The organism is Roseiterribacter gracilis (assembly GCA_018332375.1).
GTDB classification, from domain to species: Bacteria; Pseudomonadota; Alphaproteobacteria; order BOG-932; family Roseiterribacteraceae; genus Roseiterribacter; species Roseiterribacter gracilis.
The window spans coordinates 1,431,623-1,456,705 of record BOPV01000001.1 but is presented as its reverse complement, the minus strand read 5'-3'; the positions used below and the strand labels follow the sequence as shown (position 1 = coordinate 1,456,705).

Annotated in this window: 25 protein-coding genes; 8 read left to right on the top strand and 17 right to left on the bottom strand. The window is 63.7% G+C overall.

What is annotated here, in order from left to right; all coding sequences use genetic code 11:
• Positions 1–7 precede the first annotated feature (7 nt).
• Both TMPK1_RS07220 and TMPK1_RS07215 read left to right on the top strand, forming a co-directional pair.
• A complete protein-coding gene (locus TMPK1_RS07220) occupies positions 8–1,636 on the top strand; it encodes an ABC transporter ATP-binding protein (RefSeq protein ID WP_420242287.1) in 1,629 nt (542 codons plus the stop codon).
• A complete protein-coding gene (locus tag TMPK1_RS07215) occupies positions 1,633–2,259 on the top strand; it encodes a hypothetical protein (protein ID WP_420242286.1) in 627 nt (208 codons plus the stop codon). The genes TMPK1_RS07220 and TMPK1_RS07215 overlap by 4 nt, the downstream gene beginning before the upstream one ends.
• Here TMPK1_RS07215 and leuB read toward each other — a convergent pair whose 3' ends face one another.
• The 8 genes from leuB to fdxA all read right to left on the bottom strand — a co-directional run bounded on the left by leuB (position 2,260) and on the right by fdxA (position 8,949).
• Positions 2,260–3,372: a 3-isopropylmalate dehydrogenase gene (gene leuB / locus TMPK1_RS07210; protein WP_420242285.1), complete on the bottom strand. Its 1,113-nt coding sequence runs from the start codon at positions 3,370–3,372 to the stop codon at positions 2,260–2,262.
• An 11-nt stretch (positions 3,373–3,383) separates the two neighbouring features.
• Complete coding sequence (gene leuD, locus TMPK1_RS07205; RefSeq protein WP_420242284.1) at positions 3,384–3,995, bottom strand: 3-isopropylmalate dehydratase small subunit; 612 nt, start codon at positions 3,993–3,995, stop codon at positions 3,384–3,386.
• 8 nt (positions 3,996–4,003) lie between these two features.
• A complete protein-coding gene (locus TMPK1_RS07200; protein WP_420242283.1) occupies positions 4,004–4,291 on the bottom strand; it encodes a DUF4282 domain-containing protein in 288 nt (95 codons plus the stop codon).
• Positions 4,292–4,363: 72 nt separating this feature from the next.
• Positions 4,364–5,773: a 3-isopropylmalate dehydratase large subunit gene (gene leuC / locus TMPK1_RS07195; RefSeq protein WP_420242282.1), complete on the bottom strand. Its 1,410-nt coding sequence runs from the start codon at positions 5,771–5,773 to the stop codon at positions 4,364–4,366.
• 92 nt (positions 5,774–5,865) lie between these two features.
• Positions 5,866–6,750, bottom strand: a complete 885-nt coding sequence (locus TMPK1_RS07190; RefSeq protein ID WP_420242281.1) for an RNA polymerase factor sigma-32 — start codon at positions 6,748–6,750, stop codon at positions 5,866–5,868.
• A gap of 116 nt (positions 6,751–6,866) precedes the next feature.
• On the bottom strand, positions 6,867–7,610 hold the full coding sequence (locus TMPK1_RS07185; protein ID WP_420242280.1) for a hypothetical protein: 744 nt from the start codon (positions 7,608–7,610) through the stop codon (positions 6,867–6,869).
• Positions 7,611–7,810: 200 nt separating this feature from the next.
• Entirely contained in the window at positions 7,811–8,317 is a 507-nt protein-coding gene (locus TMPK1_RS07180; protein WP_420242279.1) for a CarD family transcriptional regulator, read from the bottom strand.
• Between the two features lie 293 nt (positions 8,318–8,610).
• The gene (gene fdxA / locus TMPK1_RS07175) at positions 8,611–8,949 is read right to left on the bottom strand and encodes a ferredoxin FdxA (protein ID WP_420242278.1); all 339 of its coding nucleotides are present in this window, start codon (positions 8,947–8,949) and stop codon (positions 8,611–8,613) included.
• Positions 8,950–9,086: 137 nt separating this feature from the next.
• Here fdxA and TMPK1_RS07170 point away from each other — a divergent pair, with 137 nt between their 5' ends.
• Complete coding sequence (locus TMPK1_RS07170; protein WP_420242277.1) at positions 9,087–10,319, top strand: hypothetical protein; 1,233 nt, start codon at positions 9,087–9,089, stop codon at positions 10,317–10,319.
• A gap of 7 nt (positions 10,320–10,326) precedes the next feature.
• Here the strand turns inward: TMPK1_RS07170 and TMPK1_RS07165 are convergent, their stop codons facing one another.
• The 6 genes from TMPK1_RS07165 to TMPK1_RS07140 form a co-directional block, all read right to left on the bottom strand.
• On the bottom strand, positions 10,327–11,289 hold the full coding sequence (locus tag TMPK1_RS07165; protein WP_420242276.1) for a DMT family transporter: 963 nt from the start codon (positions 11,287–11,289) through the stop codon (positions 10,327–10,329).
• Positions 11,286–14,261 (bottom strand): phosphoenolpyruvate carboxylase, encoded by a 2,976-nt coding sequence (locus TMPK1_RS07160; protein ID WP_420242275.1) that lies wholly within the window; start codon positions 14,259–14,261, stop codon positions 11,286–11,288. The genes TMPK1_RS07165 and TMPK1_RS07160 overlap by 4 nt, the downstream gene beginning before the upstream one ends.
• 70 nt (positions 14,262–14,331) lie before the next feature.
• Positions 14,332–15,447 carry an NAD(P)-binding protein gene (locus TMPK1_RS07155; RefSeq protein ID WP_420242274.1) on the bottom strand — a complete coding sequence of 372 codons (1,116 nt, stop codon included), beginning with the start codon at positions 15,445–15,447 and terminating at the stop codon, positions 14,332–14,334.
• Positions 15,444–16,847, bottom strand: a complete 1,404-nt coding sequence (locus tag TMPK1_RS07150; protein WP_420242273.1) for a cryptochrome/photolyase family protein — start codon at positions 16,845–16,847, stop codon at positions 15,444–15,446. The genes TMPK1_RS07155 and TMPK1_RS07150 overlap by 4 nt, the downstream gene beginning before the upstream one ends.
• Complete coding sequence (gene pdeM / locus TMPK1_RS07145; protein WP_420242272.1) at positions 16,844–17,518, bottom strand: ligase-associated DNA damage response endonuclease PdeM; 675 nt, start codon at positions 17,516–17,518, stop codon at positions 16,844–16,846. The genes TMPK1_RS07150 and pdeM overlap by 4 nt, the downstream gene beginning before the upstream one ends.
• Entirely contained in the window at positions 17,515–19,971 is a 2,457-nt protein-coding gene (locus TMPK1_RS07140) for a ligase-associated DNA damage response DEXH box helicase (RefSeq protein WP_420242271.1), read from the bottom strand. Before TMPK1_RS07140 ends, pdeM begins: the two co-directional genes overlap by 4 nt.
• A gap of 66 nt (positions 19,972–20,037) precedes the next feature.
• On the opposite strand from TMPK1_RS07140, the gene TMPK1_RS07135 reads away from it, so the two are divergent.
• The 5 genes from TMPK1_RS07135 (at position 20,038) to TMPK1_RS07115 (ending at position 23,382) form a co-directional block, all read left to right on the top strand.
• On the top strand, positions 20,038–20,562 hold the full coding sequence (locus TMPK1_RS07135) for a GNAT family N-acetyltransferase (RefSeq protein ID WP_420242270.1): 525 nt from the start codon (positions 20,038–20,040) through the stop codon (positions 20,560–20,562).
• On the top strand, positions 20,559–21,278 hold the full coding sequence (locus tag TMPK1_RS07130) for a 5'-methylthioadenosine/adenosylhomocysteine nucleosidase (RefSeq protein ID WP_420242269.1): 720 nt from the start codon (positions 20,559–20,561) through the stop codon (positions 21,276–21,278). The genes TMPK1_RS07135 and TMPK1_RS07130 overlap by 4 nt, the downstream gene beginning before the upstream one ends.
• A gap of 92 nt (positions 21,279–21,370) precedes the next feature.
• Positions 21,371–21,916 carry a peroxiredoxin gene (locus TMPK1_RS07125; protein ID WP_420242268.1) on the top strand — a complete coding sequence of 182 codons (546 nt, stop codon included), beginning with the start codon at positions 21,371–21,373 and terminating at the stop codon, positions 21,914–21,916.
• 62 nt (positions 21,917–21,978) lie between these two features.
• Positions 21,979–22,515, top strand: a complete 537-nt coding sequence (gene ahpD, locus TMPK1_RS07120; protein WP_420242267.1) for an alkylhydroperoxidase, AhpD family — start codon at positions 21,979–21,981, stop codon at positions 22,513–22,515.
• Positions 22,516–22,632: 117 nt separating this feature from the next.
• Positions 22,633–23,382 (top strand): alpha/beta fold hydrolase, encoded by a 750-nt coding sequence (locus tag TMPK1_RS07115; RefSeq protein WP_420242266.1) that lies wholly within the window; start codon positions 22,633–22,635, stop codon positions 23,380–23,382.
• Between the two features lie 63 nt (positions 23,383–23,445).
• Here the strand turns inward: TMPK1_RS07115 and TMPK1_RS07110 are convergent, their stop codons facing one another.
• The 3 genes from TMPK1_RS07110 to TMPK1_RS07100 form a co-directional block, all read right to left on the bottom strand.
• Positions 23,446–23,913, bottom strand: coding sequence for a hypothetical protein (locus tag TMPK1_RS07110; protein ID WP_420242265.1), 468 nt, complete (start codon positions 23,911–23,913; stop codon positions 23,446–23,448).
• 198 nt (positions 23,914–24,111) lie between these two features.
• Positions 24,112–24,567, bottom strand: coding sequence for a hypothetical protein (locus TMPK1_RS07105; RefSeq protein WP_420242264.1), 456 nt, complete (start codon positions 24,565–24,567; stop codon positions 24,112–24,114).
• A gap of 46 nt (positions 24,568–24,613) precedes the next feature.
• Entirely contained in the window at positions 24,614–25,078 is a 465-nt protein-coding gene (locus TMPK1_RS07100) for an SRPBCC family protein (RefSeq protein ID WP_420242263.1), read from the bottom strand.
• Positions 25,079–25,083 lie beyond the last annotated feature (5 nt).

Here is a 25,083-nt window from a genome sequence, read left to right as displayed (position 1 = left end):
CGGTTTCATGTCCGAGCCCATTCTCGCTGTCCGCAATCTCGAGGTCGATTTTCCGTCGCCCGGGGGCGAGGCGGTTGCAGCGGTTCGCGGTGTCTCGTTCGACATCGCACGCGGCGAGACCTTGGCGCTGGTTGGCGAGTCCGGTTCGGGCAAATCGGTTACCGCACTATCGATCCTGCAGCTGCTGCCCGACGGCGCAGCGCGCGCGACGCGCGGTTCGATTCAGTTCAGCGGTGAAGAGCTGGTGCGTGCGCGCGAAGGTCGTCTGCGCGAAATCCGCGGCGGTCGCATCGCGATGGTGTTCCAGGAACCGATGACGTCATTGAACCCGCTGCTGACGATCGAAAAGCAGCTGGCCGAGACGTTGACCTTGCACAAAGGACTGACCGGCGCCGAAGCCCGCGCACGCGTGCTGGATTTGCTGAAGCTGGTCGGTTTGCCGAAAGCGGAACAACGGCTGGGTGCCTATCCGCACGAGCTGTCGGGCGGACAACGGCAGCGCGTAATGATCGCGATGGCGCTCGCCAACGAACCAGATCTGTTGATCGCCGACGAACCGACCACGGCGCTCGACGTGACGATCCAGGCGCAGATTCTGGAATTGCTGCGCGACTTGCGCGACCGGTTCGGTATGGCGCTGCTGCTGATCACGCACGATCTCGGCGTGGTGCGTGCGATGGCCGACCGCGTCGTCGTGATGCGCAAGGGCGAGGTGGTCGAGACCGCGCCTTCAGCCGAACTCTTCGCCAATCCCAAACACGCCTACACGCAAGCGCTGCTTGCGGCCGAACCGAAAGGGGCGGCGGTTGCGCATGAAGCGTCGGCGCCGCCGGTGCTGACGGTCGAAGGGCTCAAAGTTTGGTTCCCGATCAAGGCCGGTCTGTTTCGCAAAACGATCGATCACGTGCGTGCAGTCGACGGGATCGATCTTGCGGTGCGGCCGGGCCAGACGGTCGGCGTCGTCGGTGAATCGGGTTCGGGCAAGACGACGTTGGGCCAGGCGCTGCTGCGCTTGATCGACAGCGAAGGCACGATCCGGTTCGACGGTGTCGACGTGCAAGGCTGGGCGCCGAAACAGCTGCGTCCGATGCGGCGCAAAATGCAGATCGTGTTTCAGGATCCGTACGGTTCGCTCAGCCCGCGTTTGACGGTGGGCGAGATCATCGCCGAAGGCTTGAAAGTGCACGGCATCGCCGACGCCAAGCAGCGCGAGGAACGCGTCGTCGATGCGTTGCGCGCAGTCGGTCTCGATCCCAACAGCCGCAACCGCTACCCGCATGAATTTTCGGGCGGACAGCGCCAGCGTATCGCGATCGCGCGCGCCATCGTGCTGGAGCCGCGCTTCGTCGTGCTGGACGAGCCGACCTCTGCCTTGGACATGTCGGTGCAGGCGCAGATCGTCGACTTGCTGCGCAAGCTGCAAGAGGAGCGGGGCCTGGCCTACCTTTTCATCAGCCACGATCTGAAAGTCGTGCGTGCGCTTGCCGATGAAGTGATCGTGATGAAAGACGGGCGTGTGGTTGAACGCGGCCGCACCAAAGACGTGTTCGAACGTCCCGAACATCCCTACACCCAGGCGCTGCTCGCTGCGGCGCTGGATTTCCGCGCCGTGCGCATCGACGCGATCGCGACATGAGGTTTGCGGCGCTCCTGGCATTGCTGCTTTGCCTGAGCGCACAGGACGCGTTCGCCGGTCGCGGCGAACTGCCGGGGCCGAAGTCTGACATCACTGTGTTCCGCGTGCCGACTGGTCTGTTCGTGATCTCGAACGATCCGTTGCGCTGGTACACGATGCGTCTCGAAGGACACGAAGTTGATCCGGGCAAAAGCAGCTCGACCTATGTCGTCGATGGCAAGCCGCTGCAGGTGCTGGTGCCGCCGGCGCCGAAAGACCCGGCGGGGTTCGACGATGCGACGCGCCGCTTGATCGTGTTTCGCGATCAGCTTGCCGCCAATATTTCCAAGCAGCTCAAATTTCAGATCTACCCCAACTCGACGCCACTGACGTTCAGCGACGGACGGCAGGGTATGTGGATCAATATCGAATTGCCGAACGGCGCCGCGCCACCGCGCTCGCGCTGGTACCTGGCGAAGATCACCGACCAAGATTGGCTCATGCTGCTGGGCAGCGGCACGACCGTGGGCGAGACGCCGGACTCGGTGCGCAACTTCATGCTGCGCGTGATGGAAAGCACCAAAGTCTACGCGCAGCCGATCGACATCGAAGCGTTGAAGAAAGCGCTTCTGCCCAAGAAGTAGCTACGCCGAGAGCTTGTCCAGCTCGTGCAGGATTGAATCGCCCATCACCGTCGTCGACACGCGCGCCATGCCGGGCGCCATGATGTCGCCGGTGCGCGTACCCGACGCCAACACGCCTTCGACCGCCTGTTCGATCAGGTCGGCTTCGGTGTGCATGTCGAACGACCAGCGCAGCATCATCGACAGCGATAGAATGGTCGCGATCGGATTGGCGAGGTCTTTGCCCGCAATGTCGGGCGCAGATCCGTGCACCGGTTCGTACAAGGCTTTGCGGCCACCATCGGCGCGCTGGTCGCCCAGCGAGGCCGACGGCAACATGCCGAGCGAGCCGGTCATCATCGCCGCTTCGTCCGACAGAATGTCGCCGAACAGATTGTCGGTGACGATCACGTCGAACCGGTTCGGACGGCGCAGCAGCTCCATCGCCACCGCGTCGGCATACATATGTTCCAGCTCGACGTCGCTATAGGACTCGTCGCGCAGCTTCTGGATTTCTTCGCGCCACAGCCGGCCGGATTCCATCACGTTGGCTTTGTCGGCCGAACAGACTTTGCTGCCGCGCTTGCGCGCCAGATCGAACGCGACGCGACCGACGCGGTGGATTTCGCTGGTCGTGTAAACTTGCGTGTTGATGCCGCGGCGTTGGCCGTCGGGCAGCAATTCGATGCCGCGCGGTTCGCCGAAATAAATTCCGCCGGTCAGTTCGCGCACGATCATCAGATCGAGGCCGCGCACGATTTCGGGCTTCAAGGTCGAGGCATCGACCAGCGGCGCGAAGACGGTGGCCGGACGCAGATTGGCGTAGAGCTGCAATTCTTTGCGCAGACGCAGCAGGCCGCGTTCGGGGCGCTGCGCGAAGGGCAGCGCGTCCCATTTTGGACCGCCGACCGCGCCCAGCAGAACCGCGTCGGCTTCCTGTGCCAGCGCCATCGTCGCGTCGGCGAGCGGCGTGCCGTGCGCGTCGATCGCCGCACCGCCGACTTCGCCTTGCTGCACGTCGAACGGGACGTGACGGCGGCGATCGATCCAGTCGATGACGCGCAACGCTTCGCGAACGACCTCAGGCCCGATCCCGTCGCCGGCAAGGACCAACACACGCTTCATCGTCGTCATGGCAGGGGCCTTCAGCGAAACAGCCAGGGAGTTTCCGCTTTGCGACCGGCCTCGTAGGCATCGATTGCGGGAGCGTGGGCCATGGTCAGCCCGATATCGTCGAGACCTTCGAGCAGACAATGTTTGCGGAAGGGATCGACGTCGAACGAGATTTCTTCGTTGTTGCCGACGTGGCGCACGACTTTCTGGCGCGCGAGGTCGATGGTGATTTGGCGACCGGCAGCCGCGTCGTCCATCAGCTTGTCGACTTCGGCCTGCGGCAGTGCGATCGGCAGAATGCCGTTCTTGAAACAGTTCGAATGAAAGATGTCGGCGAAGGACGGTGCGATGACGGCGCGGATGCCGAAATCAAGCAGCGCCCACGGCGCGTGTTCGCGCGACGAGCCGCAGCCGAAATTTTCGCCCGCAACGATGATGTTGGCGCCGCGATAGGGTTCGCGGTTGAGCACGAAGTCGCTCTTCTCGCTGCCGTCGTCATTGTAGCGCCAGGCGAAGAACGCGGCCTTGCCAAGCCCCGACCGTTCGATCGTGCGAAGGAACTGCTTCGGAATGATCGCGTCGGTGTCGATATTGACCTGCGGCATCGGTGCCGCGATCGCAGTCAAGCTTGTGAAAGGCTGCATGTCAGATCTCAGATCGAGGGCGGTGTTGCAGGACGCGCGGCAGTTTCGCGTTGATGGTCGAGTATGTCCGTCAGCGTGTTGTTAATGCGGAACAGCACGATGACGATTTCGCAGTAGATGCGGAGCACCAGCGGTCCAAGGACGAGGATCGCGAGGCCCTGCCAGAAGCTCCAGGTGAACATCGTGCCGAGGCCGATGATCACGATGAAGACCAGGCCCAACCAGAACACGAGCTGTACGAGCGACGGCGTGATCAGTCGCCGGAAGGTCAGATACTCGTATTGGTCCATCGCCATGCCCTCGTCCCAAAGCAATCCCTAGACCGGTTGTCGCGTGCCGGCGGGGGGCGAGGCAAGCGGACAACGGTTTCAGGCGATCCGGCGCACGTCCGTAAGGTGTCCGGTCACCGCAGCGGCGGCGGCCATGGCGGGGGATAGAAGGTGGGTTCGGCCTTTGGCGCCCTGGCGTCCTTCGAAATTGCGATTCGAGGTCGAGGCGCAGCGCTCAAACGGCTTCAACTGATCGGCATTCATGCCGAGGCACATCGAACAGCCGGGTTCGCGCCATTCGAAGCCCGCTTCGATGAAGACGCGATCGAGCCCTTCTTGTTCAGCCTGCTGTTTGACCAGGCCTGAGCCCGGCACGACCAGCGCCTGCACGTTCGGCGCAACGTGACGTCCCGCGGCGACCTTCGCGGCCTCGCGAAGGTCCTCAATGCGCGCGTTGGTGCACGACCCGATGAACACTTTGTCGATGGTGACGTCGGTCAGCTTCTGCCCCGGCGTCAGACCCATATAGTCGAGCGCGCGGGCAACTGCGTCGCGACGGGTTTCGTCCTCGAAGCTGGCCGGGTCGGGCACGGTGCCTTCGATCGAGGTGACGTCCTGCGGGCTGGTGCCCCACGTCACTTGCGGCGCGATCGTCGCGGCATCGAGTTGCACTTCGCGATCGAACTTGGCGCCGGCGTCGGACGGCAGGCTGCGCCACAACGCAACGGCTGCATCCCAATCCGCACCCTGCGGTGCGTGCGGACGGCCTTTGAGATAGGCGAACGTGGTTTCGTCGGGCGCAACCAGACCGGCGCGCGCGCCGGCTTCGATCGTCATGTTGCAGACCGTCATCCGGCCTTCCATCGACAGATCGCTAATTGCTTCGCCGGCAAATTCGATGACATGGCCGGTGCCGCCGGCGGTGCCGATCTTGCCGATGATCGCAAGCACGATGTCTTTCGCCGTCGTCCCGATCGGACGTTTGCCGTCGACCGTAATGCGCATCGTCTTGGCCGGCTTCTGCAACAAGGTTTGCGTTGCCAACACATGTTCGACTTCGCTGGTGCCGATGCCGAAAGCGAGTGCACCGAACGCGCCGTGCGTTGCGGTGTGACTGTCGCCGCACACGATCGTCATGCCCGGCTGCGTCATGCCTTGTTCGGGGCCGACGATGTGCACGATGCCCTGGCGGATGTCGTCCATGCCGTAGAAAGGAACGCCGAATTCCGCGACGTTCTTCACCAGCGTGTCGTGCTGCTTCTTGCCTTCGGCTTCGTCGGGGCCGAAGACGCGGCCTTTGGTGGTCGGCACGATGTGATCGGCAACGGCGATGGTGCGGTCGGGCCGGCGAACTTTGCGACCGGCCGCGCGAAGCCCTTCGAACGCCTGCGGGGTCGTGACCTCGTGGGTGAGGTGCAGGTCGATATAGAGGACCGACGTCCCGTCCTGTTCGCGATGAACGACGTGGCGATCCCAGATCTTTTCAAACAACGTGCGCGGCTGGCTCATAAGGTTGTTGTATACCGGCCGAACGCGAAAGAAAAAGCCGCGATCCCTTGCGGGACCGCGGCCCGGGTTTGTCCTGCGCGCAGGGCTTGGACCTAGGCGTCTTCGAGCAACAAGTCGCTCGGGCGCTCGACCTTTTTCAGCATCGAGTTTTTCAGCTTTAGCAGCGCGCGCTGTTCAAGCTGGCGGACGCGTTCTTTCGACACGCCCAGCTCATGGCCCAACTCTTCCAGCGTGACCGCTTCGTCGCCGAGGCGGCGTTGCTGGATGATGGTGCGTTCGCGCGGAGACAATTCGCCCAGCGCTTCGGCAAGCCATTTCGAACGGGTCTCGGCGTCGCGCAGCCCGATCACGATGTCTTCGGGATTGGGACGCGCGTCGGGCAGGAAGTCCTGCCACTCATCTTCGCTGGTTTCGCGGATAGGCGCGTTGAGCGACTGGTCCGCACCGGACAGACGCATCTCCATTTCCGTCACGTCGGAACGGCCGACACGAAGCTGATCGGCAATCCATTGCCGACCGACATCGGTCATGCCTTCGCCTTTGCCTTCGATCTTCGCGCGCAAGCGGCGGAGATTGAAGAACAGCGACTTCTGCGCCGCCGTCGTGCCAGTCCGCACGATCGACCAGTTGCGCAGGATGTAGTCCTGCATGGCGGAGCGAATCCACCAGGCCGCGTACGTCGAAAACCGCACTTCGCGTTCTGGTTCGAACCGCGCTGCTGCCTGCATCAAGCCGACATTGCCTTCCTGAATCAGGTCGCCCATCGGCAGGCCGTAATTACGAAAGCGCGTTGCGGTGGCGACGACGAGGCGGGCGTAGGCGCGCACGAGTTCGTGCAGGGCCTGCTCGTTGCCTTCATCGCGCCAACGCCGGGCGAGGTCGAACTCGTGATCGCGTTCCAGCAAGGGCTCGCGCATCGCGTTCTTGATGTAAGCGAGGTTGGCCCGCTGCGTCGTCGGGTCATCAATGTGTGCCATTGGCCACCTCCTGTGCCGACGTCCCAATTGGCGTCGGCCCGATAACCGGTGCCCGTAGATGTGTATCCGCAGGCAGGCGCGCAAGAAGAACGCCCGGGAGAACTGAACGCTCCCGTTCAGGCCTCGACAAGCTGCAGGAGGGCTCCTTCAGGGCTGAGTTGCGCCGCCCGCAGAGGTCCGTCGAAGCCACATCCAGCGTCCAGCGTGATCGCGTATCCGTCGTGTTTCGGCCCCGCTTTATGCGGGTCGAAGCCACGAACGACGCGGCCGAAATTCTCGTAAGGACTTTGAATTCGTTCGAAACCTGACGCATCCCACCAGAATGCATCACCCTGTGCGGCCAGCGGTCTTGTCGGATCCAACCCGGCATGGACAAACAGCGCACCGGCTTCGACGAATGCGGCGCGCTGCAGCACGGTGAAGAATTTCTCATGTCCGGGGCGCGCCCGAATCCCGTCGCGAAGCCGGCTCGTCCACCGGTTCAGCGCCACGGCGCCCTCGCGCGCCGCCGACTCGCCCTGGGTCACAACGCCGCCATAGGCCTCGATCGTGCGGCCGGCGCCCTGGCGCAGCATCCAGGCCAAGACTTCACGCGGATTGGGTGCGAATTGCAGCTGCAGCAGCTTGGACCAGGTCTCTTCCTGCTGGCCGCGCAGATAGACCAGATCGTCCGTGTCCCAGCCCGGTCGCGCCAGCGTGTCGATGCGGAAGGCAAGAAGCTCGTCGAGCGTCGCAGCCGGATCTCCGTCACGGCCGATGTAGTTGCCGAGATAGATGACCCGGTCGCCGGGCAGTAGATCCTGCTCGATGGCGCTGTGGATTGCGGCGAGGCGCTCGTGCTGGCCGTGAATGGCGGCCACGGCCCAAAGGCGGCGCGGGCGCCCGAGGCGGGCGAAGGAAGAATCGTCCAGCATGGAGTGGAAACCTCTCTACCGGTCGCAGCTGCATACGTCACGGCTTGCTGCGGTGGCGCGGCTGTCGGTCGCCGACTTCTCACAACGAAAAACGGCGCCGCCCTGGTGGGGCCGGCGCCGTCTTCTAACGGTCGGGCGAACGTAGATCAGGCTGCTTTCAGCAGGATCTGCTCAAGCTTCTGGGCCGCCTTGGGCTCGTCGATCTTTTCGACCGCAGCAACTTCGCGCGCCAGACGCTCCAGCGCCGCCTGATAGATCTGGCGTTCGCTGTAGGACTGCTCGCTGCTGTCGGTGTTGCGGCGCAGATCGCGCAGCACTTCAGCGATCGAGACGGGGTCGCCCGAATTGATCTTTGCTTCGTATTCCTGGGCGCGGCGGCTCCACATGGTGCGCTTCACCCGGCTCTTGCCCTGGAGCGTGTCCAGCGCCGTCTTCAACCGGTCCTTGCTTGCGAGACGGCGCAGGCCCGACGTCATCGCCTTGGAAACCGGAATCTTCAGCTTCATGCGTTCCTTTTCGAAGGTGATCGCATACAGGCTGACGGACTGACCGCCGACTTGCAGGGTTTCAACACCATCGACCCGGCCAACGCCGTGCGCCGGATAGACCACCAGGTCACCGGCCGCGAACTCCAGCTTCTGTTTTTGGGACATCGTCTTCCTTGCTCTCACGCAGGCTGGTCGCACGTAAGGCCCAAGCTGTTTCCAGCTATGAGGCGCCCGGGCACAAACAGATCCTCGCGTCACCAGATGGGGTGACGACAAGCATTCGGAAGGGCCGTGATTTCGGTCGGCGACCGACCAGAAGGCGCGAATATACGCGCACTATCAGGTATTTGCAAGAGATACCGACATTTGTCGGCAATTCCCGCAACTTACGAGAGTGAATTAAGCAGGCGGTAAGCCTGTTTACGACGCAGGGTGGCCCGGCCTTGCCGGGTTCTGGGTCAGCTGCCGTCGCCGGGCTTGTCGCTGAAGTGCTCGGCGTACTTGTTCGGGACGTCTTTCCACTGGTCCGCATCGGCCGGGGCGGCCTTCTTGCGGGTGATGTTGGGCCACAGCTCCGAGAAGCTGCGGTTCATTTCCAGCAGCGCTTCGGCCTTGGGGTCGCTGTCCGGCACGATCGCCTCGATCGGGCATTCGGGCTCGCAGACGCCGCAATCGATGCACTCGTCGGGATGAATGACGAGCATGTTCTCGCCCTCATAGAAGCAATCGACTGGGCAAACCTCGACGCAGTCGGTGTATTTGCACTTGATGCATGCTTCGGTGACGACGTAGGGCATCGGAATTCCTGGTCCACTTGCTCGCGGGTACCTCGCCGCGGCGAGGCTCGTGCTAAGGGACCGGTTCATACTCCGTCAAGTAGCGTAGGGTGCAATGCTCATGGCACCAAACGCCGCGCGATGTTTTCGGAAGTCATATGGTCCAGAATCGTACCATCACGTTTGAAATCTCCGGCTTCCGCGACGGGCGGTGGCTGACTGACTCGGTCCGCGACGAAGAACAGGCAGCGATGCGCTATGCGCGATCGCTCCTCAGCAGCGGCTACTACGAGGAGGTCAAGATCAAGCGCCAGCGCTCGGGCGCCGGCACCCAGGTCGAAACCGTCATCCTCCACGAGAAGGCCGCGGCCGACGTCGACAAGCCGCTGACCGTCGGTGGCGACCCCGATGCGGGTCCGGTCTGCGAGACGCTGGAGATGTTCTTCAGCGCTGAGTCGCGCCTCTGCATCCAGGGTCTGCTGCAGTCCTTCTGCGACAAGTTCCAGATCTCAGCGATCGAGCTGATGCACAACTGGACCTATATCCGCAAACTCAACGACGACCATCCGTCCCTGCTGATGGCGGCGCTGCACAAGGTCGCGATCGCGCAGGCCGCGCGCTCGGGCGTCGAGATGAAAGATCGTGCCGCCGTTCTCGGCCGACTGATCGACGAAGGCTCGCGCAAAGCAAAAGCCATTCAGCAGCAGCGCGCCCTGCCGAAATTCGAAGAGACCGATCCAGATGCAGCCTGGAAACAGCTGCAGCAAGTTGGCGGTCCAGACGCGATCTGGCTGCACGAACAGGCGGTCTGCCGTTGGCTGTTCGGTTTCGGCAGCCAGGGCGGCAAGATCGAAAAGCTGCTCGCCTGCATGGACATCGCGCAGGACGAACATGTTCTGCAGCTCCTCGACTCCATCGTCGCCGAACTCTTCTCGGGCGCGAAGATCATCGACGAATTCTTCCAGCAGCACGCCAACCGCGCGGTTGCGCTGGGTCAGTTCGCCGACGTGTTGACGGGCCGCGTGCCCGACGACGCCAAGATCGATCCGCTGCTGCTGCAGTTCGCCAAAGTGAACAAGGCGGGCAAGCTGAAATTCGCCGCCACGGTGCTGACCAACCATCTCACGCGGCAGGTCGGTGCCGGCAAACCGCTCGACGCGCGCGGTCCGGAGAATGACGAGAAGCTGTTCGATCAGCTGATGGTGAAGCTGCGCGACCATAACGGTCGTCTACTTGGCGACCTGCCGATGCAGCGCGCTGTGGCGGGCTACAAGCTCAAACACCGGCAGCGCACCTTGCGCCGCATGGGCATGGACGACGCCGCCGACGCGTTGGCGAAGAGCTATGACGACACGCTGATCCAGCGTCTGATTCCGCTGGTGAAGCACTAAAATCCGGTCAGTCGCCGACCGCAGGTGAAACCGGGCCGGCTTTGACCACGACGACGCGGCGATAGGTTTCGCGCCAGATGATGTAGAGGCCTGAGGCAATGACGATCGCAGCGCCTGCAATCGTCGCCCAGGACGGCACGTCGGCCCACACCGCCCAACCCAGCAACGTCGACCAGATCAGCGCCGTGTAAGTGAACGGCGACAGCGCCGACGCGGGCGAGAAGCGATAGGCCTGGGTCAAAAAGAACTGCGCCGTGCCGCCGAGCAGCCCGACCGCAATCACCAACGGCATTTCGTGCCAGGTCGGTGTGACGAACTGCACCGACGGCACGATGAAATGAAACACCGCCGTCGCCAGCCCCAATAACACCGCGCCGATGGCGCTGAAATAAAAGATGATGGTCAGCGACGCTTCGCTGCGCGAAAGCTGCCGCACGGTCGCCATCGCCAATGCCGACGTCAGCGCCGAACCAAGCGCGACCACCACGCCGAGATTCAAGCTGCCCGACAGAAGTTCGACCGGGCGCGCCATCACGACGACGCCGATGAATCCGACGATCACCGCCGACCAGCGATGCAAGCGTACTTTTTCACCCAGCAACGGTCCTGCCAGCGCGGTTAGAAACAGCGGCTGTGCGAAACTCAGCGCGGTTGCATCGGCGAGCGGCAACATCTGAAACGCTGAGAAGACCAGGATCATCGAGGTCGATCCGATCAGCGCGCGCGTCGCGTGGCCGACCGGTCGTTCGGTTTTCAGCAGGCGCAACCCGCCGCCCGCGTGCCACAACATCAGCGCGATCGGCACCATCGCAAAACATTGGCGGAAAAAAGCGAGCTCGATCGCGGGAAACCGATCGAGCCATTTCACCAGCACGCTCATCCCCGCGAACAGCGCGACCGAGAGCGTCATGTTCAGAATGCCGAGGCGGATATCCTCTTTCGGCGCGCCCTGAGTCAACGCTGCGCTCACCCGATGAATCCGATCCGGTGCGCGATGGCGCTGGAACATCGCCGCACCAGCTCGTGCAGCGCCAGCATCGGTTCGAAGATCGCGACATTCTCGCGCCGATAATCCTGGCTTTCATCCGACACGTAGGACGCAGGCTCACCCCAATCGCCTTGGCCGACACCGTCGCCGGTTGCGGGGAAGATGCGTTTCAGCGCGCCGACCGCACTCGGCACGTCGAGCTGCAGCACGCGCAGAAAGATGCGGCGGTTGGCAACGTCATGCCGGGTCGAGAATTCGGGAATTTCCGTCGCCAGCAGAAACACTTCATGCACCAGCGCCAAGCGCACTGCATGCAGCAAAGCCAACTTGGCGCGCGTATGCGGATCGACCGAGGTCGGCTCGCGATCGGGCAGGGAGGTCAAATGTCGGTCGAGCAGCGCCGCGTCATCGCACAATTTGCGCGCGACCTTGGCCAGCTGCACGTGCACGCCCCATTCTTCCAGCATCTCGGCGATGCGCCGCATCGATTCAGCGCGATGCGCGTCTTTGGTCTTGGCGGCGCGCGCCAACCACAGTCCCGGATCCAGCGTGTCGATATAGGCCGACAGCGCGATCGGACGCGACACGGCGCGGCCATATTCGATCAGCGACAACATACGGCGAAAGCGCGGGCTGTTGGCGTACATATCGGCGAGCGCAGCCGGATCGCGTTTCATCGCTTCGCCGACGCCGCCGATCGTGTTGGCGAGCAAACCGAGCTGCGCCAGCACCGCATTGTGCGGGATGGCGCGCAGTTGCGACGCCGACGGACGCGCATCGCCGTCGCCTTCGCGTTTGCTGGGGCGGCTGCCGGTGGTGAACAGCAAATTCGCGCCCCACGTCGTCAACAGCGCGCCATAGGCGGGATCGTCCATCAACGAGGTCTGGAATTCTTTGACCGTGGTCAGAAACTCGGTCGCCCAGTCGCGATCTTCGTAATAGCGGTCGTGCTGGGCCGCAGGCGGTTCGATCAACCAAGTCAGAATGCGCGTCAGCAGCGCGAGCGCCTGCGGTTCGGTCTGGAACCACAAATAGCCGTCGCCACCCTGCCAGCTCGTCTCTTGTTTGAAGCGCACGCCATCCGCGTCGAGCGCGGCGCGGAATTGCGGCGTGCAGATATAATCGAGCCGCGCTTCGATCCCGCCCGGGTGACAACCGCGTCCGATCGATTCACCGTGCGTGTCGAAGAACACCAATTCGACTCCCGCCAGTTCGGGCCGGTCGAACAGGCGCAAGATGCGTTCTTTCAAGCGCTCGATCGAGCCGCAAGCAGGCGTCTGGCCGAGATAGCGCCCGGCATCGCTATAGCCAGTCTGCACGCATAGTTTGCCGACGCGCTTCAAATAGGTGCGGTAGCTTTCCGACTCCAGCAGATGCTCGATCACGCGGCTGCCCATCTGCAGCGCCTTCTCGGTTTCGAACAGCGGGCAGATTTCGATCTTGTCTTCGATGCCGAACAGCTTGGCGTAGTAGAGCACCGTCAGAATCGTGAAGGCGCTTTCGGTCTCGGCGACCAGGAACCGCACCGGCGTCGTGCCGTCGACATATTTCAGCATCTGCGCCACGAGCATGAACAGGCGCTTGGCCGAGGTGCGCTCGGTTGCGACCGAGCCGAAATTGATCGTGACCGGTTCGACAGTGTCGATCAGCTCTTCGATCGCACGCAGATAGGACAGACGATGGCGCGGATCGTCGGGTGCGGTGTCGAGCCCGACCGATTTGCGGATCGCGTTGTGTAGCTGGGTCGCGTTGATGCGGACATGGGTCCGCGCGCTGCCAAGCCCGACCGCGCAGAGCTCGGCACGCAGCACGATCAGATCGCGTTCGAGTGGCGCATTGCCATCGGCGGCGCGCAAGGCGCGTTCGATCAGCGCCAGCAACGGTTCGACTTTGGTCAGCCGTTCGCTGCCGCGCGCATTCAGCCGCTGCGATAGCGCGCGCACTGGTTCCAAGGTTGCGGGATCGTCGGCGCGCACGCGTTCGAAGGTGGCGATCTCGTCATCGACCGTGCCGGTCGCCAAGGTCAGTTTGGCTTCGAGCAATTCCAGCGACGCGCCCAGCGCGTCCGAACCGCCAGCAGCGGCGCGCAGGCGTGATGCTTCGCGTGTCAGCGCGCGCAGCTGCCGTCCTTGCGCCACCAGCCGGCGCAGCATCGTGTCGCTCCACGAAATGTCGGAGCGGCCGTCGAGATCGTACCCGACCCAGCTTGCGGTCGTGATCAGGCGCGGCGTCAATTCGCGCCAACGATCGGGCCAGCGCGCAGCGGCACGCTCGAGCGCGATGCGCCAGATGCGGCGCAACGCCAGTTGCAGACGTTCCAGCCCGTCGATCGATAGAGTCTGTTCGCGCGCCAGGGTCAGCGGCTCGTCGGCGTGATGTTCGCTGGCCGCGACGCGCGCCAGCAATTGCTTGATCGTCGCCGCGTCGAGCGGCGCGCCATCGTCGTCCATGCCGGTGGCGAGCAACGCCAGGTCGCGCATCAGCGCGCCGCTGAGGCTGAACGTCGGATGGGCGGTCAGCACCAGCCCGTAGAGATCGCGTTCCAGCAGCCAGCGCGCTGACTCAAAACTGCCGGCACGATCGAAAGCGCGTTCGAACAGAGCGGCGAGGGCGGCTTCGTTGGCGGCAGGGTCAAGCTCGCCCAGCGCCAGGCGCAACCGGCGTGCGCGATCGCGGAACCCGTGCACCGTCAAATACTGGATCAGCTGTTCCAGCGCGCCGCGCGACAGGGCGCCGGTTTCGAGCCGGTGGCTGATCGACAACGCCAGACGTTGAACCGGATTGCCGCGTGGATCGTCCTCGGCCTCGTGATCGAACCGCTCGAACTCTTCCAGCAGCTCGTGGGCGAGCGCTTTCAGATCCAACGACGCATCGACGGGAAAGCGCGTCGCGCTTTCGGCGAGTAGCCGTCCCTTGGTCGGCGAGTCAGGTGAGGTCAGTGGAGCGTCCTGCATGGGCGCGGAGCGTGGGTCCATGGCGCGCGCCCGTCAACGCAGTGCGCGCCGTTGCGTGGCTGCTGCGCGATCAGTGCAGACGATTTGCCAGCGCGGTCACGGTCTCGATGGTTGCGCGCACGGTGCCGTCGCCGAGATGCGTGCCGACATGCCAGGTCCGGTTGCGGCCTTGCTGTGAATCAAGCCGTGCCTGCGCCGCGTGCCCGTTCGAATCCGGCACGATCCATGGCTGCGTGGTGTCGAGATGGACTCCGTCGAGCGCCAAGTCGGGAACATCGAAACTGACAAAGCGCGCCTCGTCGCCCGATCCGAGCGTCAAGCTGCGCATGTCGGTGCCAGCCTGGCGTGTAACGCCGATCGTGGTCCCATCGGCCGGCGCGAAGCGCGCATCGTCATGCAGCACGATCCGCCGCGTCGCAAAGGTGAAGCCACCGAAGGCGCGCCGCTCTTCGACGCTGGCATCGATCAGAAGCTGCATCGAGGTCGCCGGCGCCAGCGCCAGCACGACCGCATCGAACCGTTCGAAGCCATTGGCGGAGTCGAGCACGTCGATCCCGATCGGCGATCGTTGCAGCTTCACCGCGCGCGTCGACAGACGCAGACGCTGCGCGTGATGGCGCAGCAGCGCTGCGTGCACGGCGCGCGCGCCGCCCGCAACGTGCGACCAGGATGCACCCGCGGCACCTGGACCTTGCGCGCGCCACGCAGCCAGCAGTTCGGCCAAGGGCAGGTTCTGCCAGCGGCGGTCGGCCAGGCCGGTCGCTGCACTTGCCAGCGGCGCGATCAGCGTTTCGCGCACCGCCTGTTCGGGGATTGCGACACGCAGCCATTCTTCGGTGCTGCGCCGCTCGCCTTGCGGCGCTTCGGCCATGGCGCGCAGTGCTTGCGCGAAAACACGGCGCGACGGGCGCCAGGACCCTTGGATGCGATTGGGTTTGCGCACCAGCAGCGCCGGCCCGTCGCTGCGCGCAACGCCAAAGCTGGGCACGAAGGGTACGGTCGGCAGGTTCAACTTGCGCAGCAGCGCCGCGGTCGCCTGGTCGGCGGCGGGATCGAACAACAACGGCAATGGCTCGCTGTCGGTCGTGGCTGCGGTCTCGTAGAGCAGCACGTCGAAGCGGTCTTCGAGCGCAGCGGCAGCAGCGAGTCCGGCGAGTCCTCCGCCGATGATCGCCACACGCTTCATGCTGTCTCCTTGGTCGCTTCGAACGCCGCCAATGCGCGGCTGCGTGCCTGCTTATGCGCAACGATCGGCGTTGGATAGGTCTTTCCCAGCACGACGCCGGCTGCTTGCAGCACGTCGTCGGGTGCGGCGGACGGGTCGTGGATCCATTTCGCCGGCAGCTTGGCCAGTTCGGGCACGAAGCGGCGGACATAGGCGCCGTCGGCGTCGAACTTCTCGCCCTGGAGCGTCGGATTGAATACGCGCACATAGGGCGCCGCATCGGCGCCCGAGCCCGCGACCCATTGCCAGCTGGCTGCGTTGCTGGCGAGGTCGGCGTCGACCAGCGTGTCCCAGAACCAACGTTCGCCGTCGCGCCAATCAAGCAAGAGATGTTTGATCAGGAACGACGCCACGACCATGCGCACGCGATTGTGCATCCAGCCGGTCTGCCAAAGTTGCCGCATGCCTGCGTCAACCAAGGGATACCCGGTCTGGCCGCGCTGCCAGGCGCGCAAATCGCTCTGCGAGGTGCGCCACGGGAATTTCTCGAAACGCGGATAGAGTGGCGTGACCGGCAAGGTCGGGAAGTGAAACAGCAGGTGGTACGAGAATTCGCGCCAGCCCAATTCCTTCAAGAACGTCTCGGCATCGACGCCAGCGGCGCGTGCGCGATGAAAGATGCGGCGCGGCGAGATCTCGCCGAAATGCAGATGCGGCGACAGGCGCGACGTGCCGTCGGTCGCGGGCAGGTTTCGCGTGGTGCTGTAGCCTTGCAGAAGATGCTCGCAGAATTCGTCGAGCCGATCCTGCGCCGCTTTCTCGCCGACCTCCCAATCGTCGCGTAGACCGCCGGCCCAATCGGGCTTGGTCGGCAACAACGCCAGCGCGTCGCTGGGCGGCGCGTCGATCGTTGCGCGCTGGGCTGCAATCGCCGCGCGCGGCGGCGGCGGATCGCCTTGGCTCAACAAGGCGCGCCAGAACGGCGTGAAGACTTTGAATGGTCCGCCGCTTTTGGTTTCGATCGTCCAGGGTTCGCGCAGCAACGACGCGTTGAAGCTGCTGACCTCGATCCCGTCCGCTTGCAACGACGCTTTCAGCGCCTTGTCGCGCGCGATTGCGTGCGGCTCGTAGCACCGATTCCAGAACACGGCGCCGGCTTCGACGTCGCGCACCAGCGCCGGCACGATGCGATCGGCGCGGCCGCGTCGCAACACCAGCGGAATGTTCTTCTTGGCGAGATCGGCGCTCAACGACGCCAGGCTGTGATGCAACCACCAGCGGCTGGCACCGCCCGGCGCCCATTCGCTGGCTTCGTCATGCACGTAGAGCGCGACGATCGCTTCGCCGCGCGCGGCGGCTGCTTGCAGGGCCGGATTGTCGTCGAGACGCAGATCCTGGCGAAACCAGACGAGCGACGTCACGCGAGCTGCGCCGCGGCGAAACGGAACAGACGCTGCTTGCCAATCACGGTCACGGCGAAATCCGGTTCGAACAAGGTTGCGATGGCGGGATCCAGCACGTTCAAGCCACCGGCATAGGCGCCGAAGGCAGGCAGCACGGCGCGTTTGCGATCGTGTGCAAAGCAACGCCCGTGCACGTACGAGCCGCGCGCCGGCACGCGCGCCTTGGGATGATAGTGGCCGCTGATTTCGCGCAGCGCGCCGATCTGCGCTTCGTGGCGGAAGGTCAGCGGGCCGATCGTGATTTCCTGCTCGACGCGACCGCCCCAGCCAACTGGCGGCGACGGATCGTGATTGCCCGCGACCCAGATCCATTCGACGGTCTCGGTGATCGCGGCAACGCGCGCTGCTTGTCCGTCATCGATCCGTTCGACCGCGCGCGGGTCGTGGATCGAGTCACCCAGCGCGATGATGCGCGACGGATGCAGACACCGGATGGCGCGTTCCAGTTTGTCGAGCGTCGCGGTCGTGTCGTAGGGCGGCAGGAATTGCGCCGAACGCTGCGCATAGCTCGATCCTTTTTCGAGATGCAGGTCGGCGACGATCATGGTCGCTTCGTCCGGCCACCACAGCGCGCCGCTCAGGTCGGGGACGAGGCGGGCTTCCCCGAGCGCAAATTCGTACTGGTTCATCGTCGCGTGGATTTTTTCGGTGCGCGCGGTTCGGCCACCAGCGCGGTTGCTTCTTGTACGAGGTCGGCTTCGGCTTCCTCAAGCATTGCGTCGCGTGCTTCGCCATGCACCGCTTCGCGCCCGATTTCCAGCAGCACCGGCACGGCCAGCGGCGAGACACGGTCCAGCGCGCGATGTTCGATCTTGTGGCGGGCGCGTTTCAGCAGCAAAGCGACGCGTTCGATGTCGGTCAGGCCGCGGGCCGCATCGTGGCGTGTCGCGCGCAACAGCACATGGTCGGGTTCGTGCTTGCGCAGCACTTCGTAGATCAGGTCGCTGGAGAAGGTGACTTGTCGCGTATTTTTGCGTTGCCCCGGCAATTGCCGTTCGATCAGCCCGGCGATCACCGCGACGTTGCGGAAGGTACGGCGCAGATACGAACTTTCGTCCATCCAGCTTTCGAGATCGTCGCCCAGCATATCTTCGTCGAACAGCTCGACCAGCTGCGCGGTCGTCGGGCTGCGCAAACTCCAGGTCGCCAGCGAATAATCGGTCGCGACGAAACCGAGCGGGCCCAATCCCATGCGCTCCATGCGGCGCGAGATCAGCATGCCTAGCGTCTGGTGCGCCTGTCGCCCTTCGAAACAATAGGCGACCATGTATTCGCGGTCGCCGCGTGGAAAGGTTTCGACCAGCAACGCATCGGGGCTGGGCGTCGTCGAACGCCAACGCTGCAGCTCCAGCCACTCGCGCACCGCTTCGGGTAGCGCGGGCCATTTCGACGGATCATGCAGAATGCCGCGCACGCGATCGGCGAGCAGCGTCGTCAACGGCATGCGCCCGCCGGCATAGGCCGGCACTTTCGGCTCGCCTTGGCCGCCGCGCACCACGTCCATCACCATGTCTTTGATACCGACAAAGCGCAGCAGCTGGCCGCCAAACACGAACGTGTCGCCTTGGACCAAGGTCGAGCCGAAATATTCTTCGACTTCGCCGACCACGGGGCCACGATTGATGCGTACTTTGAGCATCGTGGATTCGACGATGGTTCCGACATTCAAGCGATAGGCGCGGGCAAAGCTTTTGTCCGCAAGCTCCCAATGCCCGTCCTCGCGTTTCTTCAAACGTTTGAAACGTTCGTAGGCCCCCAGCGCATAGCCGCCGGTGGCAACGAAGTCGACCACATCGTCGAAATCCTTGCGGGCCAGGCCGAAATACGGCGCCGCGCCCAGCACTTCTCGATACAGCGCATCCGGATCGAACGGCCCGGCGCAGGCGGTGCCCAGCACGTGCTGCGCCAGCACGTCGAGCCCGCCCGAGATCACAGGATCGCCGTCCAGCTCGCCTGCATCGATCGCGTCAATGGCCGCGCGGCATTCGAGATGTTCGAAGCGGTTGCCTGGCACCAGCAGCGCGCGGCTTGGCTCGTCGAGCCGGTGATTGGCGCGGCCGATGCGCTGCATCAGCCGCGACGCGCCTTTGGGGGCGCCGACCTGCACCACCAGATCGACCGAGCCCCAATCGATGCCGAGATCGAGCGACGACGTCGCGACCACCGCGCGCAACTCGCCGCGCGACATGGCGCCTTCGATCTTGCGACGCTGCTCGATTGCCAGCGAGCCGTGATGCAACCCGATCGGCAGATTGTCTTCATTCACGCGCCAGAGCGCTTGGAAGCAAAGCTCCGCTTGGGCACGCGTGTTCACGAACACGATCGTGGTGTTGGTTTCTTTGATCCGTTCGTAAACTTCGGGCATCGCATGCACGGCCATATGGCCCGACCACGGCATGCGTTCGCGCGTTTCCAGCACGCTGATTTCGGGGCGTGCGCCGGCACGGCCGCGGATCAGGCGCACGTCGGTTGCGTCGGCACCCGTCTTCGACAAATAGCCGCGCAGCAAGTTCGGTTGTGCGACCGTTGCCGACAGGCCGACGCGCCGTGCCGCAGGAGCCAGGCTTGCGAGACGTGCCAAGCCCAGCGACAGAAGATCGCCGCGCTTGATTCCGGCCAGCGCATGCAGCTCGTCGATCACGATCGTGCGCAGCGGGCGGAACATGTCTTCGGCGTCCGGATAGGCGAGCAGCAACGCCAGGCTTTCGGGCGTCGTCATCAGAATTTGCGGCGGCGATTTGCGCTGGCGCTGTTTCTTGACGTCGGGCGTGTCGCCGGTGCGCGTCTCGGCGCGGATCGGCAGCCGCAATTCGGCGATCGGCCGTTCGAGATTGCGGTGGATGTCGACCGCCAGCGCTTTGAGCGGCGAGATATAGAGCGTGTGCAGGCCCTGGCGTGGCCGTTCCGCCAGCTCGACCAGGGTGGGCAGAAAGCCGGCCAGGGTCTTGCCCGCGCCGGTTGGCGCGATCAGCAGCGCGCTCGTCTGGTCCACCGCTGCTTGGACCATCGCCAATTGATGCTCGCGCGGGGTCCAGCCGCGATGCGCAAACCAGGCTTCGATGTTCGGGGGCAGGGTGGTCACGGGCAGAGAATATAGGTAGAGGGCGAAGAATGTGCGGCCGTCTCGCCGCAGGAGAGGAGACCTCGCATGACCGCAGCGTTGTTACGGCCGGCCACACAGGCCGACACGCAGGCGATGTGCAAGATCTACGCGCACGCTGTCGAGCACAGTATCGGCACGTTCGAAGAAGAGCCGCCCAAGCTCGACGAGATGGAACAGCGCCGCGCCAATCTGGTGGCGCAGAAATTTCCGTATCTGGTCGCGGAAATCGACCATGTGATCGCGGGCTTCGCCTATGTCGGTCCGTTCCGGCCGCGCTCGGCCTATCGTTTCACCGTCGAAGACTCGGTCTATATCCATCCCGATTGGCATAGGCGCGGCGTCGGCCGCGTCTTGTTGCGCCGACTGATCGACGACTGCACCGCCGCCGGCTTTCGGCAGATGGTCGCCGTGGTCGGCGGCACCGACAATCACGCGTCGATCGAGCTGCATAAAAGCTGCGGCTTCGATCAGGTCGGCGGCTTTCAGAATATCGGATTCAAATTCGGCCGCTGGGCCGGCATCGTTTTCCTGCAACGCGCTTTGGGCGACGGAGCGAGCACACTGCCATGACAGTCCGCGTTGGTATTCTCGCCGCGATGCCCGAAGAGCGCGTGCATTTCGGCGATCACCTGCAGATCGAACGCAGCGACACCAGCGCGGGCTTGCGCTTCGACATCGGCACGTTGGACGGCAATCCAGTCGCGCTGGTCGAATGCGGCATCGGCAAGGTCAATGCAGCGTTGGCCGCGACCTTGTTGTGCGAGAAATATGGATGCGGTGCGTTGGTGTTCTCGGGCGTTGCGGGCGGGCTTGATCCGGCGCTGGGCGTCGGGGACGTCGTGATCGCAACTTCGGTCGTGCAGCATGATTACGGTGCGCTGCGCGCCGAGCGGATCGAGCCGTACCGTCCCGGCGCCTTGCCGACGATTCCGCCGACCGAGCCGCCCGAACTCGACGCCGATCCCGCCATGATTGAAGCGGCGCGCAAGGCGATGGTCGGGATCGAGCCGACCTGGTTCGGACGTGTGCTGACCGGCGACACCTACCTCGCTTGCGCCGTGACCCGGGACTGTCTGCGCGCGCTGCATGGCGGTGTCGCGATCGATATGGAATCGGCGGCGGTGGCCCAGATCGCTGTCGCGTACGGCGTGCGCTGGCTCATCGTGCGCGCCATGTCCGACCTCGCGGGCGAGGATAGTCAGTTGGATTTCCACGCCTTTGTCGACCGCGCCGCACGGGTTGCAGCAGATGCGGTGCGACGGCTTGTGCCGGTCGCGGGCGTCTAGCGCGAGGGTCTTGACGGGCGGGGCTTGCCGGCCGAGAAATGGCGTCTAGTTTAGAACCGTTCTAAACAACCAGACCCCTTCAGGAGCCCCGCATGCTGACCGTCGGTCACCGTTTTCCCGAGTTCAAACTCAAAGCCGCCACGACCCTCGACCATCCGAAGGTCGATTTCCCGGTGATCTCGAACGACACCTACAAGGGCAAGTGGCTGGTCGTGTTTTTCTGGCCGAAGGATTTCACCTTCGTCTGCCCGACCGAGATTGCCGCCTTCGGCAAGCTCAACAGCGAATTCGCCGATCGTGATGCGCAGCTTCTCGGCGCGTCGACCGATTCCGAATTCGTGCATCACGCATGGCGCGTGCATCACGAAGATTTGAAGAACCTGCCGTTCCCGATGCTGGCCGACGTGAAGCGCGAACTGTCGAACGCGCTGGGCATTCTGCATCAGGAAGAAGGCGTGCCGTTGCGCGCGACCTTCATCGTCGATCCGGATGGCATCATCCGTTTCGCGTCGGTCAACGACCTCTCGGTCGGCCGCAATCCGCAGGAAGTGATCCGCGTTCTCGACGCGCTGCAGACGGACGAGCTGTGCCCCTGCAACTGGCAGAAGGGCCAAGAGGTCCTCAAGCCCGCTGCGTAATTGTTTGATTGGCGGCGCTCGTCTGGGGCGCCGCCACCTTCTTTCCTGATTAGGAGAATTCGATGTCGCTCGACGCGTTGAAAGAGCGTCTGCCGGACTATGCCAAAGATTTGAAACTGAACCTGTCGCAGATCGCGTCCTCGACCGCGCTGACGCCGCAACAGGCTTGGGGTTCGGCCCTGGCATCGGCCTTGGCATCGCGTAACGCCGAAGTCGTGACCGCAATCGATGCGGCTGCCGGTGATGCGCTGTCGCCGGACGCGAACAAGGCGGCCCGCGCCGCTGCCGCGATCATGGCGATGAACAACATCTATTATCGCTTCACGCATCTGGCTTCGAACAAAGACTTCATGACCATGCCGGCCAAGCTGCGCATGAACGTCATCGCCAATCCCGGCGTCGAGAAAGTCGACTTCGAATTGTGGTCGCTGGCCGTGTCGGCGGTGAATGGCTGCGGCCGTTGCATCGAAGCGCACGAGCAGGAGCTGTTCAAAGCCGGCGTTTCGAAAGAAGCGATCCAGGATGCGGTCCGCATCGCCGCCATCGTGCACGCGGTGGCCGCGACCTTGGACGACCCGCAGCTTAGCGCTGCGGCCTGACGCAAAAGGGCGGCTTCGGCCGCCCTTTTTGTTTTTGCTCTGCAAATTGGCTGCGATTGAACAAGACCGATCGGCGCGGCCATGCGCGTGTGCGCGCAACCTCACAAAGGATCTGCCGTGACCAAACTTCGTCATCTGCTGGGTGCGACTGCCGCGATCGCGTTGCTGGGCCTGGCTGCGCCGGCCAACGCAGCGACCAAGAACGTCGTGCTTGTCCACGGTGCCTTCGCCGACGGATCGGGCTGGAAGCCGGTCGCCGATCTTCTGATCAAGGACGGCTACACGGTGAGCATCGTCCAGCCACCCGAAACCTCGCTCGAAGATGACGTTGCAGCGACCAACCGTGTGCTCGATGCGCTGGATGGCCCGGCGGTGCTGGTCGGCCATTCCTACGGCGGCATGATCATCAGCGAAGCCGGCAACCACCAGAACGTGAACAGCCTCGTCTATGTCGCCGCGTTCATGCCCGAGGTTGGCGAGAGTCTGGGCAAGCTGCAGGCGAGCAACCCGGCGCCGGCGCGCACGGTCGTGCCGACCAAGGACGGTGCGTTCCTGCTGCTCGACCGCGCCACGTTCCATGCGAACTTTGCCGCCGACCTTCCCAAGGCGCAGGCCGATTTCATGGCGATCTCGCAAGTTCCGCTGTCGGTGAAGTCGGCGGGCGGCGAATCCATCAAGCCGGCATGGAAGACCAAGCCGAGCTACGCGATCGTCGCGACCAACGATCGCGCCATCAATCCCGATCTCGAACGCTCGATGTACAAGCGCGCGAACGCCACCACGATCGAACTCAAGGCGGCGCACACGGTCTATATTTCGCAGCCGAAAGCGGTTGTGAAAATGATCGAGCAGGCGGCGTCGAAATAGCGCGTAGCGCTCCCGGTTTTCAGTTCTTCGGCAGAGCTGAAAACCGGGAGGCCGCGTCGCGGCCTAATTCCGGTCGAGCACGTCGACATAGTCGATGGTTTTTCCGTCCGGCAGCTTTGCCGAACATTTGCACGTGATCTTCTTGCCGCCGTTGCTGCGCGTGCAAGTCTCGGTGCCGGTGGCACCGTTGGTCATTTCCCATTTGACCAGATATGCGTTCTTGCCGGCGGGACCGAAACCGACGCTGACGCCGTCGCGGCCTTGTACCGGACGCAGCTTGCCGTCGAACGGTCCCGACCAGCTTTTCGACGTCGTCTGACCGTCGGCGGTGACGGCGGTGATCGTCCAGTCGACGGTCGTGCCGTCGTCCTTGGTGACGTTCATCACCTGCGACTTTGGTGCCGGCGAGCCGGGCGGCAACGTCGATTCTTTGGCGTTCCACGTCCAGGTCGACGGACCGCCGACCATCGTGTCGCCCGCAGACGCGGCGACCGGCAACAATAACGCAGCAGCCAACAGCAGAATTCGCATCGTGAAAGTCCTCCTGGATCACAACGTGCGAAGCGTTGCGCAGGCCGGTCAAGGCGAATTGCCGGTGCGATGCGTGTTCGACAGATCCGCACCAAAACCGATCGCAACGAACCGTCGCTTCGGTACCTGGGACGATTGTGAGCAGTAATGAAAAAAGGGCGCCCCGCAAGGAGCGCCCTTTGCCGTTCGTGTTGACGCTTACGAGCGATCGTAGACGTCGGTGTAGTCGGCGGTCTTGCCGTCTTTGCCTTTCATCGTGCCCTTGCACGTCATCTTCTTCTTGTCGCTGCTGACGGTGCAGCTTTCGTCGCCGGTGCTGCCATCCTTCTCTTTGAAGGCAATCTTCACGGCGCCGTCGCTGCCTTTGCTGAATGCAGCTGCGCCGCCATTCGAGGCCGGCCGTTCTTTGCCGTCATATTCGCCCGACCAACTCATCTTCTGGGTTTTGCCCTTGGCGTCGGTGGCAGTCATCGTCCACGCGAGTTTGGTGCCGTCGTCTTTGGTGACTTTCAGGACCATCGCTTTCGGCGGCGTGGTCGAGCTTTTGGATTCCTTGGCGTTCCAGGTCCAGGTCGCGGGACCTGTCATCGGGCCTTCTGCCGCGAAGGCGGCGACCGGCAACAACAAAGCAGCGGTGATCAGAAATCTTTTCATGATGGTTCCTCCCCGGGGCGAGAGGGTGAACCGATCAACAAGACGGTCAAGCAGAATTGGCTTCGACCAGCGCGGTCAGCTTGTCGAGCGACATGGCCCAGCCGGTTTCATTGTCATCCTCGGACAAGCCAGGCGGCAGCTGGTCGTGCGTCGCATGGATCTCGGTGCCGCCATGCGCATCGGTAAGAATAAAGGTGATCAGCATCTCGCCCTGCATGGCGGGATCGTCGGTCTCGAATTCGATCTGCTGCACCACCAGCTCGTCACGGACGAGCTGCACAAAATGACCGTGATACGTGTCGGTATGGTTGTCGCTTTTTCCGTGTCCGTCCGCTCGATCATAGGTCAGCGAGATGCGGATCGCGCCGCCTTCCTGCGCCTCGAACTGATGCACGCGACAGGTCATGCCGTCGGGCACCATCCAGATCGCAACCGATTTCGCGTCGGTCAGCGCGCGATAGACGTCGCTGCGCGGCGCATCAATAAAGCGGGTGAGGTGGGTCGAGCGCATTGCGC

Bases quoted from the DNA above. Each gene is read 5' to 3' on its own strand.
- TMPK1_RS07180 (WP_420242279.1), bottom strand. From the start codon at position 8,317: ATGTCCCAAAAACAGAAGCTGGAGTTCGCGGCCGGTGACCTGGTGGTC.
- fdxA (WP_420242278.1), bottom strand. From the start codon at position 8,949: ATGCCCTACGTCGTCACCGAAGCATGCATCAAGTGCAAATACACCGAC.
- TMPK1_RS07200 (WP_420242283.1), bottom strand. From the start codon at position 4,291: ATGGCGATGGACCAATACGAGTATCTGACCTTCCGGCGACTGATCACG.
- leuC (WP_420242282.1), bottom strand. From the start codon at position 5,773: ATGAGCCAGCCGCGCACGTTGTTTGAAAAGATCTGGGATCGCCACGTC.
- TMPK1_RS07190 (WP_420242281.1), bottom strand. From the start codon at position 6,750: ATGGCACACATTGATGACCCGACGACGCAGCGGGCCAACCTCGCTTAC.
- leuB (WP_420242285.1), bottom strand. From the start codon at position 3,372: ATGACGACGATGAAGCGTGTGTTGGTCCTTGCCGGCGACGGGATCGGG.
- TMPK1_RS07170 (WP_420242277.1), top strand. From the start codon at position 9,087: ATGGTCCAGAATCGTACCATCACGTTTGAAATCTCCGGCTTCCGCGAC.
- TMPK1_RS07110 (WP_420242265.1), bottom strand. From the start codon at position 23,913: ATGCGAATTCTGCTGTTGGCTGCTGCGTTATTGTTGCCGGTCGCCGCG.
- ahpD (WP_420242267.1), top strand. From the start codon at position 21,979: ATGTCGCTCGACGCGTTGAAAGAGCGTCTGCCGGACTATGCCAAAGAT.
- leuD (WP_420242284.1), bottom strand. From the start codon at position 3,995: ATGCAGCCTTTCACAAGCTTGACTGCGATCGCGGCACCGATGCCGCAG.
- TMPK1_RS07130 (WP_420242269.1), top strand. From the start codon at position 20,559: ATGACAGTCCGCGTTGGTATTCTCGCCGCGATGCCCGAAGAGCGCGTG.
- TMPK1_RS07220 (WP_420242287.1), top strand. From the start codon at position 8: ATGTCCGAGCCCATTCTCGCTGTCCGCAATCTCGAGGTCGATTTTCCG.
- TMPK1_RS07155 (WP_420242274.1), bottom strand. From the start codon at position 15,447: ATGAAGCGTGTGGCGATCATCGGCGGAGGACTCGCCGGACTCGCTGCT.
- TMPK1_RS07160 (WP_420242275.1), bottom strand. From the start codon at position 14,261: ATGCAGGACGCTCCACTGACCTCACCTGACTCGCCGACCAAGGGACGG.
- TMPK1_RS07105 (WP_420242264.1), bottom strand. From the start codon at position 24,567: ATGAAAAGATTTCTGATCACCGCTGCTTTGTTGTTGCCGGTCGCCGCC.
- TMPK1_RS07215 (WP_420242286.1), top strand. From the start codon at position 1,633: ATGAGGTTTGCGGCGCTCCTGGCATTGCTGCTTTGCCTGAGCGCACAG.
- TMPK1_RS07125 (WP_420242268.1), top strand. From the start codon at position 21,371: ATGCTGACCGTCGGTCACCGTTTTCCCGAGTTCAAACTCAAAGCCGCC.
- TMPK1_RS07135 (WP_420242270.1), top strand. From the start codon at position 20,038: ATGACCGCAGCGTTGTTACGGCCGGCCACACAGGCCGACACGCAGGCG.
- TMPK1_RS07100 (WP_420242263.1), bottom strand. From the start codon at position 25,078: ATGCGCTCGACCCACCTCACCCGCTTTATTGATGCGCCGCGCAGCGAC.
- pdeM (WP_420242272.1), bottom strand. From the start codon at position 17,518: ATGAACCAGTACGAATTTGCGCTCGGGGAAGCCCGCCTCGTCCCCGAC.